This is a genomic window from Aeromonas sp. 30P, from assembly GCF_051919805.1.
GTDB lineage: Bacteria > Pseudomonadota > Gammaproteobacteria > Enterobacterales > Aeromonadaceae > Aeromonas > Aeromonas veronii.
The window spans coordinates 4,840,414-4,849,248 of sequence record NZ_JBQBEA010000001.1; the positions used below are offsets into that span (position 1 = coordinate 4,840,414).

Here is an 8,835-nt window from a genome sequence, read left to right on the forward strand (position 1 = left end):
TTTTTCCGAAAAAGGGGCTAATATTTCGATGTTCTTTCGAATCGAAACTTAAAAATGACCAAACGTAATACTCAACAACGCCGCCACACCATAGTGACCCTGGTACAAGAGCAGGGTGAAGTGAGTGTCGACGCCCTCGCCAAACACTTTTCTACCTCCGAAGTGACCATCCGTAAAGATCTGGCTGTACTGGAGACCGGTGGTCTGCTGCTGCGCCGTTACGGTGGCGCCGTCCCTTTGCCGAGCGAGATGGTGGTCGAGATCAACCCTGAACAAGTTTCGAACCGAAAGTTAGCCATTGCCCGTGCGGCGGCCGAGCGGCTGCGTGATCACAACCGCGTCATCATCGACAGCGGCAGCACCACCAGCGCCATGATCCCCATGCTGGGCAACAAGCGCGGCCTCATCGTGATGACCAACTCCCTCAATGTGGCCGGAGCCCTGCGCGAGCTGGAAAATGAGCCTACCCTGTTAATGACCGGTGGCACTTGGGACCCTCACTCCGAATCCTTCCAGGGGCAGGTGGCGGAACAGGTGCTGCGCTCCTACGACTTCGACCAGCTCTTTATCGGTGCCGACGGTATCGACCCGGAACGTGGCACCACCACCTTCAACGAGCTGGTGGGCCTGTCGCGGGTCATGGCCGAGGTATCGCGGGAGGTCATTGTGATGGTCGAATCGGAAAAGATCGGCCGCAAGATCCCCAATCTCGAACTTCCCTGGTCGAGCATCCATACCTTGGTGACCGACGAGGGGCTGGCCAGCGAGGCCAGAGAACAGATTCAAGCCCAGGGGGTGACGCTTATCTGCGCCCCGGTCACTTGCTGACATCGAGCTCTGAACCATCCAACTGACTTTACGATTTGCATCTCAAGGAGAAGTGTATGTGTGGCATCGTCGGGGCTGTTGCCCAACGTGATGTGGCTGAAATTCTGGTAGAGGGCCTGCGCCGTCTGGAGTACCGCGGTTATGACTCAGCCGGTGTGGCCGTGTTCAGCGCCAACCAGCCGTTGCAGCGGGTTCGCCGTCTGGGCAAGGTGGCCGAGCTGGCCAAGGCGCTCGACGAGCAGTCCGTCCATGGTGGTACCGGCATCGCCCATACCCGCTGGGCCACTCACGGCGAGCCCTCCGAACGCAATGCTCACCCCCACGTCTCCGAGCATATCGTGGTGGTGCACAACGGCATTATCGAGAACCACGAAGAGCTGCGGGAAGAGTTGAAGGCGCTGGGCTATGTGTTCAGCTCCGACACCGATACCGAGGTGATTGCCCATTTGGTCCATCATGAGCTGAAGAGCGCCGGTAGCCTGCTGGCCGCCATGCAGACTGCGGTGAAGCAGCTGCGCGGTGCCTACGGTACCGTGGTGATGGACAGCCGCGACGACAGCCGCGTGGTGGTGGCCCGCTCCGGTTCACCGCTGGTGATCGGCCGCGGTATCGGCGAGAACTTTATCGCCTCCGACCAGATGGCGCTGCTGCCGGTGACCCGTCGTTTCATCTTCCTGGAAGAGGGTGATGTGGCCGAAGTGACCCGCCGTGACGTGCACATCTTCGATACCAACGGCAACGCCGTGGTGCGTGAAGAGCAGGAGTCCGAACTCTCCCACGATGCCGGTGACAAGGGTGAATACCGTCACTACATGCTCAAAGAGATCCACGAGCAACCCAAAGCGATCACCAACACCCTGGAAGGGCGTCTGGGCAGCGATCACGTGGTGGTCGAATCGTTCGGCAACGGTGCGCGCGCCATCTTTGACAAGGTCGAGCACGTGCAGATCGTTGCCTGCGGCACCTCCTACCACTCCGGCATGGTGGCTCGCTACTGGTTCGAAGAGATCGCTGGCGTCTCCTGCGATGTAGAGATCGCCTCCGAGTTCCGCTATCGCAAGTCGGTAGTGCGCCCCAACAGCCTGCTGGTGACCCTCTCCCAGAGTGGCGAGACCGCCGATACCCTGGCCGCCCTGCGTCTGGCCAAGGAATCCGGCTACATGAGCTCGCTGGCTATCTGCAACGTGCCGGGCTCTTCGCTGGTGCGTGAATCGGATCTGGCCTTTATGACCCGCGCGGGGGCAGAAATTGGAGTGGCCTCCACCAAGGCGTTCACCACCCAGCTGGCTGGCCTGTTGATGCTGGTGGCCTCGGTCGGTCACTGCCGTGGCCACCTGAGCGCCGCCGCCGAAGCCGAACTGGTCAAGGCGCTGCAAGCCCTGCCGCTGCGTATTAAAGAGAGTCTGGCGCTGGCCAAGGATATCGAAACCCTGGCCGAAGAGTTTGCCGACAAGCAGCACAGCCTGTTCCTCGGCCGCGGCAGCCAGTACCCCATCGCCATGGAGGGGGCGCTCAAGCTCAAAGAGATCTCCTACATCCACGCCGAAGCCTATGCCGCTGGCGAGCTGAAGCACGGCCCGCTGGCGCTGATCGATGCCGAGATGCCCATCATTGTGGTGGCGCCGAACAACGATCTGCTGGAGAAGCTCAAGTCCAACGTGGAAGAGGTGCGCGCCCGTGGCGGTATCCTTTACGTGTTCGCCGATGCCGATACTGGCTTCAAGAGCGACGAGACCATGCGGGTCATGAACCTCAACCATGTGGAAGAGGTGATCGCCCCCATCGTCTATACCGTACCGCTGCAGCTGCTCTCCTACCACGTTGCCCTGATCAAGGGCACCGACGTGGACCAGCCGCGCAACCTGGCAAAATCGGTGACCGTCGAGTAAGTCACTCTCTCAAATGAAAAAGAGCCGCAATTGCGGCTCTTTTTGTTTCGGCTGAGGGGTTACGACAGCCGCAGGTTGGTGATGGTGACCTCGTCGAGGGAGGGCACTATGATGCCGCTGGTGATCCCTTTGGCGATGGCCTGACTGCGATTCTTCGAGTCGGTCTTGTTGGTCACCTGGGTCAGGTGGAAGTTGACCGTCCGCTCACTGATGCCGAGGATGGTGGCGATCTCCCAGGAGGTCTTGCCCTCGCTGGCCCAGAACAGGCACTCCTTCTCCCGATCCGACAGTTCGGTCAGGTATTTCATCATATCCGGTCTGCTTTTGATCAGTTGCAGTGCGGAGTTGAAGATGTAGCTGGCGCAGAATGACAGCAGCGGAACATTTTCAAACATCAGATCGGAGTTGGATTTCTCCTTGGTGATGAATGAGAGGATGCCGTGCTCCCCCTGCGGGGTGTGCAGCGGAAAGGAGACGCCATTGCGTACCCCGAAATCAGCCGCCAGGTTCATCACATCGCGGCTGGCGCTGGGCAGCCAGGGCGAGTCGCAGTCGAGCTTGTTCCAGAAGATCGGCTGGGTCTGTTTCAGCCCCAGATAGACCACCGGATCCTGGGTCAGATACTGGTTTTCGCTGTAGGCGTCAAACCAGGTGGTCGGACAGTTGTTGAACAGTGCCACGTGGGATTTTTGCATGCTGATGGGGAAAATAATCAGCAGCCGAAAGTAATCAAAGCCCATTTGATGACTGAAGCGCTCCAGCAGTTGCTGGATATCGCTGGTTTTTGTTGCCTTGGTGAACTTGTCGATATGTTCCCAGATCGCATCGTTGAGCATTACTTTCTCCTTTTTCGATCTCTATCACACTGATCGAAAAGATTTTTTATCGTTATTTATATTTGTGCGGTGGCTATTGGCGCCACTTATTCCGTGCGTGCTTAAAAATTATCCTGTTTTTGTGCATAAAGGCCAAGAAAATCCTCTCGTTGCCAGTCCGCCCTGCATTTGAGATAATGATAATAGTTATCATTAGTAAGATGTATTTCAATGAACAAATTATGGGGTGTGGCCCTGCTGCCACTGTCAGTCCACTTTGCTGCCGTCGGGGATGAGCTGGTTGCTCCCGCCCTCAAGAACAGCATAGCTGCCGGGAAAGCCTCCCAGCAGCGGGTGGAAAAAGCCGCCGATGCCGCTGTTGCCGCACGACTGGAGCTGCAAAACGCCCAGCTGCAACTGCGTGACCTCGAAGCCTACAACCGTTACATGCAATCTCTGGTGGCCGATCAGCAAAATGAGCTGGGTAAATTGAGCCAGCAGCTGGAAGCGGTGCAAGAGACCCGTCAGGGCTTGATCCCGCTGATGTTGCAGATGCAGGCAGATCTGGAACAGCTGGTGCAAAATGACATCCCGCTGCGCAAGGAAGATCGGCTGGCGCGGGTTGAACAGTTGAAAGCGACCCTGGCCCGCGCAGACGTTAGCGAGGCAGAGAAATTCCGTCAGCTGCTGCAGGCCTATCAGATTGAAGCCGAGTACGGCAGCCGGATGGACAGCTATTCCGCCGAGCTGGAGCTGGATGGTGCTCCGCGTCGGGTCGATGTGCTGGCGCTGGGTCGGGTCTCCCTGCTGGCAATGACGGCCGATCGCAGTCAGGCATGGCGCTGGTCTGCCGAGGCGAAGCAGTGGCAAGCCCTCGATAGCCAGTGGCTCTCCCCTATCGCCGAGGCGATGGATGTGGCCGCCGACAAGAAAGTTCCCCAGTTGCTCAATGTCCCCCTCTCTGTCAGCCGCAGTCAGGAGGCCCAATCATGAGAGTCACCATGAAGTGGTTCCCCCTCCTTATTGCCCTCTCCTGCGGTACCAACGCCGCTGTCGCCGATGAGTGGCAACAGCAGGAACAGGCTCGTGAACAGCAGGCTCAGCAAGATCTGGCGACCGTTGCCAAGGAGCTCGGCACTGCCCGCGCCAGACTGGCCGAGGCCCAGCGCCTGAGCAAGGAGCTGGCTGGCAAGTTCGCCAGCAACGAGAAGCAGCTGGTCGAGCTTAACGCCCAGTGGGAGCAAGCCTCCGGCGACATGAACGAGATCTTCGCGGTGACCCGTCAGGGGGCCAGCGATGCGGTCAAGCTGCTGAGTGAATCCGCCGTCGAGGGCCAGTACCCGGAGCGTCTCGCCCCGCTGAAAGCCATGGCACAGGATAAACAGGTGCCGGATCGCGCCGCTCTCGCCCTGCTGCCCGCTACGCTGCTGCAGGAGATCCGCGAATCTGGCCGGATTACCCGGTTCAACGGCAAGGTGCTCGATGCCCAGGGGGCTGCCAGCGAGCAGTCGCTGACCCGGGTTGGCAGTTTTGCCCTGCTGGGGAGCGAAGGCTTCCTGCAACCGACCGCCGAAGGCTTGAGCCCGGTACTGGGTCTGCCCGGTAGCGTGCTCTCTGCCGTTGCGGCTTATCAGGGTCAGGAAGGGGAAGCGCTGCCGCTGGATCCTTCTCATGGCACTCTGCTGGCGATGCTGGCACAGGCACCTACCTTCTGGCAGCAGGTACAGCAAGGTGGTCAGGTCGGCGCCATTATCGTGCTGCTGGCCGCTATCGGTCTGGGAATTGCGGCGGTACGGCTGTGGAGTCTCTCTCGTGAGCTAGGTCGGGTTCGTCGCCAGCTCAAGAGCGGCGAGTATCACGCCGACAACGCCCTTGGCCGGGTGCTGACGGTGGCAGACAAACACCCCGAGCTGAGCATGGAGACCCTCGAACTGCGTCTTGATGAGGCGATCCTGCAGGAGACCCCTCGCATGGAACGTGGCATCGGCATGGTCAAGGTGATCGCGGCCATCGCCCCCATGCTGGGTCTGCTCGGTACCGTGACCGGGATGATCGGCACCTTCCAGGCCATCACCCAGTTTGGTACCGGCGATCCCAAGATCATGGCGGGCGGCATCTCCATGGCGCTGGTCACCACTGTACAGGGTCTGGTGGCGGCCATTCCGCTGATCCTGGCCCACAGCCTGCTGCAATCGCGCTTCACCGAGCTCTCCAATGTACTGGAGCAGCAGGTGGCCGGCATTCTGGCCGAGCGCGCCGAGAGCAATAACAACGGGATGGAGCGAGCAGCATGATGCTCGACATCTGGCAACAGCTGCAGAGCTTCATGGGCCGTGGCGGTCCGGTGCTCTGGGTCATTCTGGCCCTGCTGGTGCTGATGTGGATTCTGATGATCGAGCGACTGCTCTACCTCAATCTGGGGTTCGGCCCGTTGCAGCAACAGCTGCTCGGTCGCTGGCAAGCCCGCAGCGAGCGCCACAGTTGGCACGCTCGGGCGATCCGCAGCCGCTGGCTGGCACAGGCGGAGCTGGAACTGAACCGTCATCTGATCTTCATCCGCACCCTGGTGGTGCTCTGCCCCATGCTGGGGTTGCTGGGCACTGTGACCGGCATGATCGGCGTATTCGATGCGTTGGCTGCGGCCAACCGCTTTAACCCGGAGAGCATGGCGGGCGGGATCTCCCGCGCCACCATCCCCACCATGGCAGGCATGGTGGTGGCGCTCTCCGGCGTGTTGTTACTCAGTCGGCTCGAGAGTCAGGCCAAGCGTGCGCTGGCCAAGACCCGGGACGGACTGCGAGAAGAGAAGGTAATGCAATGAGACGGCAATCCAAACGCCAGCGTGACGAAGTGCAGATCGACATGACTCCCATGCTGGATATCGTGTTCATCATGCTGATCTTCTTTATTGTCACCACCTCCTTCGTGCGCGAAGCCGGGCTCGAGGTACACAGACCTCAGGCCAGTCAGGCCAAGTCGCAGAAATCCTCCAGCATCATGCTGGCGATCGGGGCTCAGGGTCAGATCTTCCTCGACCGCAAGCAGATCGATGTGGAGCGGGTACAGGCCACCATCGCCCGTCTGCTGGCGGAGCAACCAGATGCCAGTCTGGTGATCCAGGCCGACGAACGGGTACCCCACGGCAAGGTGGTGCGGGTGATGGATGAGGCCAAGGCGGCGGGTATCGCCAATATCGCCGTGGCGGTGGCGCCGAAATGAAATACAAGCTGATGAGCCTGGGGCTGGGGAGCGCCCTCAGTCTGGGCATCCTGCTGTTTATGGCCACACTGGTTGAACCGCCCCGGGGCGAGAAGGTGGCGAGCGAACAGAAGCCCATCGTCATCAATATGCAGAACGAGGTGACCGAGGTGCAGGTGCGCGAGCGTCCGGTGCCGCAGGAGCCCGAACCTCTGCCAGAGCCTCCCGCCGCATTGGCCTCGACACCGCTGCCGATGCCCGCAGCGGCCCCCTTGGCGGCCGTTGAGCCGAGTCTGGATCTGGTCTCCAGCCTCAGCGCGGTGCAGGTCTATGCCCCCGGAGTGGCGACCAGTACCGCACCGGTATTGAGTGGCAACTACCACGGCCAGCAGCAGGGAGCGGGTATCGGCGCCGGTGACATGCTGATGCCGCTGCAACGGATCGAGCCGGTCTACCCCTATCGTGCCCAGCAGTCAGGGATCGAAGGATTCGTCACCCTGCGCTTTAGCGTGAATGCCGAAGGTGGCGTGCAGGATGTGGAAGTGGTCGAGGCCAAGCCCAAGCGTCAGTTCGAGCGGGCGGCCATTCAGGCGATCAACAAGTGGCGCTATCAGCCGAGACCCGGCGCCACCGACAAGCTGGTGCAAGTCATCACGCTCAAATTCAAACTGGAGTCATAACTATGTTGCGGATCTGGATCTGTCTGCTTGCCCTGGTCGGCCAAGCCTGTCTGGCGATGGAGGTCAGCCCTCATTTCTCCCGTCAGCTTGAACCCGTGATGAAGCTCTATCAGTCTGGTCAGTGGCAACAGGCCCAGAGCAAGGCATCCGGCCTCAAGCCAAATAGCGATGCCGAGCGCGCCTGGCTGGCGCAGTTGCAAGCCTCGCTGGCGGCCAATCTGCAACAGACGACCCAGGCTAGCCGCTACGTCGAACAGGCCCTTGCCTATAAAGAGTGGCCCGAGCAGCAACAGCTCCAGCTGTTGCGACTGCGCGGCGATATTCAGGCCCAGCAATCCAACTGGTCTGGTGCCATCGCCAGCTACAAGGCGGCGCTGGCGCTCAAGCAAGACGATGGGCTGCGCCTGCGTCTGGCCGGCCTCTATTACCACAACAAGCAGTACGGTGACGCCGCCAACCAGAGCGAACAGTTGTTGAAGAAGGGTTGGCAGAAGCAGGCCGCCATTATTCGCCTATCCGCCCTCACCGCCCAGCAACGTTATGGCGTGGCGGCCGATCAGGCAGTCGAGCTGATCCGTCACGAGCCGACAGAGAGCAAATGGTGGCAGCAGGCGGTATCGCTCAACCTCTCCGCCAAACGTGGCGATCAGGCGCTGGCGCTGCTGCAAACTGCCATCGACAGAAAACTGATGGATGATGCGTCTGCCCGCAATCAGCTGATCCGCCTCTATGCCTGGCAAGGGCTGCCTTATCGTGGGGCCCGTCTGCTGGAGGCTGCCATGGCCAAGGGACAGATGAAGCAAAGTGCTGAAAACCGCCAACTGCTTGCCCAATTGTGGGAAGGTGCCCGGGAGTGGTCACAAGCGGTCGATAGCTGGCAGCTGCTCGCCAACCAGCACGGTCAGCCAAAGCTGCCATGCGCGCCGCCGAACTGCTACTGCAACAGGGCAAGACTGATGCTGCCATGACCCAGCTCGCCGCCATCAAGTCGGTAAAAGGCGAGCAAGGCAATCGTGCCAAAGCGTTGCTGGTGCAGGCACACCTTAATAAGGAGCAGTATGCCCAGGCGCTGGAACTGGCCCGTGAGCTGCAGCAGCAGGATAACTGGCAACAGAAGGCAACCAGCTGGGTCAACTATATCCAGGCACAAAGCGAAGAGTTGAGCAAAAAAGCGGCGTAAAAGAGGTGCCAAGGGGCTGTTTTGGGGCATTCAGTTCGCTTTTTCAGCAAACGAACGCATTTTTGCAAAAAGCCCTTGTCATCACGGCGCGGCTCCCTATAATGCGCCCCTACCAGCACGGCGGAACACGCCGAACTGATGAGTCAGCTTCCTAGCGAAGTGGGCGCCGAAAGAAAAGCGAAAACAACCGCTTGACTTTCGAAGTGAGAAGCGTAACATGCGCCTCCTCAACGCGACAAGCGTGA

Annotated in this window: 8 protein-coding genes and 1 pseudogene; 8 read left to right on the forward strand and 1 reads right to left on the reverse strand. The window is 60.1% G+C overall.

Annotated elements, in window-relative coordinates:
* The first annotated feature begins 54 nt into the window (after positions 1-54).
* Positions 55-828 (forward strand): DeoR/GlpR family DNA-binding transcription regulator, encoded by a 774-nt coding sequence (locus tag ACTG2B_RS23080; protein ID WP_100652083.1) that lies wholly within the window; start codon positions 55-57, stop codon positions 826-828.
* 56 nt (positions 829-884) lie between these two features.
* Complete coding sequence (gene glmS, locus ACTG2B_RS23085) at positions 885-2,717, forward strand: glutamine--fructose-6-phosphate transaminase (isomerizing) (RefSeq protein ID WP_005355853.1); 1,833 nt, start codon at positions 885-887, stop codon at positions 2,715-2,717.
* A 59-nt stretch (positions 2,718-2,776) separates the two neighbouring features.
* On the opposite strand, the gene ACTG2B_RS23090 is transcribed toward glmS, so the two are convergent.
* Positions 2,777-3,553: a helix-turn-helix transcriptional regulator gene (locus tag ACTG2B_RS23090; protein WP_005357256.1), complete on the reverse strand. Its 777-nt coding sequence runs from the start codon at positions 3,551-3,553 to the stop codon at positions 2,777-2,779.
* 210 nt (positions 3,554-3,763) lie between these two features.
* Here ACTG2B_RS23090 and ACTG2B_RS23095 point away from each other — a divergent pair, with 210 nt between their 5' ends.
* The 6 genes and pseudogenes from ACTG2B_RS23095 (at position 3,764) to ACTG2B_RS23120 (ending at position 8,590) form a co-directional block, all read left to right on the forward strand.
* Positions 3,764-4,525: a DUF3450 domain-containing protein gene (locus ACTG2B_RS23095; RefSeq protein WP_162516110.1), complete on the forward strand. Its 762-nt coding sequence runs from the start codon at positions 3,764-3,766 to the stop codon at positions 4,523-4,525.
* Positions 4,522-5,826 carry a MotA/TolQ/ExbB proton channel family protein gene (locus ACTG2B_RS23100; protein WP_106844473.1) on the forward strand — a complete coding sequence of 435 codons (1,305 nt, stop codon included), beginning with the start codon at positions 4,522-4,524 and terminating at the stop codon, positions 5,824-5,826. The genes ACTG2B_RS23095 and ACTG2B_RS23100 overlap by 4 nt, the downstream gene beginning before the upstream one ends.
* Complete coding sequence (locus tag ACTG2B_RS23105; protein ID WP_005339367.1) at positions 5,823-6,353, forward strand: MotA/TolQ/ExbB proton channel family protein; 531 nt, start codon at positions 5,823-5,825, stop codon at positions 6,351-6,353. Before ACTG2B_RS23100 ends, ACTG2B_RS23105 begins: the two co-directional genes overlap by 4 nt.
* Positions 6,350-6,751, forward strand: a complete 402-nt coding sequence (locus tag ACTG2B_RS23110; protein ID WP_106844474.1) for an ExbD/TolR family protein — start codon at positions 6,350-6,352, stop codon at positions 6,749-6,751. Before ACTG2B_RS23105 ends, ACTG2B_RS23110 begins: the two co-directional genes overlap by 4 nt.
* The gene (locus ACTG2B_RS23115) at positions 6,748-7,410 is read left to right on the forward strand and encodes a TonB family protein (protein WP_439996897.1); all 663 of its coding nucleotides are present in this window, start codon (positions 6,748-6,750) and stop codon (positions 7,408-7,410) included. The genes ACTG2B_RS23110 and ACTG2B_RS23115 overlap by 4 nt, the downstream gene beginning before the upstream one ends.
* A gap of 2 nt (positions 7,411-7,412) precedes the next feature.
* Positions 7,413-8,590 (forward strand): annotated as a pseudogene (locus tag ACTG2B_RS23120) (hypothetical protein).
* Positions 8,591-8,835 lie beyond the last annotated feature (245 nt).

Excerpts from the sequence above, each read along its gene's own strand:
- ACTG2B_RS23080 (WP_100652083.1), top strand. The coding sequence starts at position 55 with ATGACCAAACGTAATACTCAACAACGCCGCCACACCATAGTGACCCTG.
- glmS (WP_005355853.1), top strand. The coding sequence starts at position 885 with ATGTGTGGCATCGTCGGGGCTGTTGCCCAACGTGATGTGGCTGAAATT.
- ACTG2B_RS23090 (WP_005357256.1), bottom strand. The coding sequence starts at position 3,553 with ATGCTCAACGATGCGATCTGGGAACATATCGACAAGTTCACCAAGGCA.
- ACTG2B_RS23095 (WP_162516110.1), top strand. The coding sequence starts at position 3,764 with ATGAACAAATTATGGGGTGTGGCCCTGCTGCCACTGTCAGTCCACTTT.
- ACTG2B_RS23100 (WP_106844473.1), top strand. The coding sequence starts at position 4,522 with ATGAGAGTCACCATGAAGTGGTTCCCCCTCCTTATTGCCCTCTCCTGC.
- ACTG2B_RS23105 (WP_005339367.1), top strand. The coding sequence starts at position 5,823 with ATGATGCTCGACATCTGGCAACAGCTGCAGAGCTTCATGGGCCGTGGC.
- ACTG2B_RS23110 (WP_106844474.1), top strand. The coding sequence starts at position 6,350 with ATGAGACGGCAATCCAAACGCCAGCGTGACGAAGTGCAGATCGACATG.
- ACTG2B_RS23115 (WP_439996897.1), top strand. The coding sequence starts at position 6,748 with ATGAAATACAAGCTGATGAGCCTGGGGCTGGGGAGCGCCCTCAGTCTG.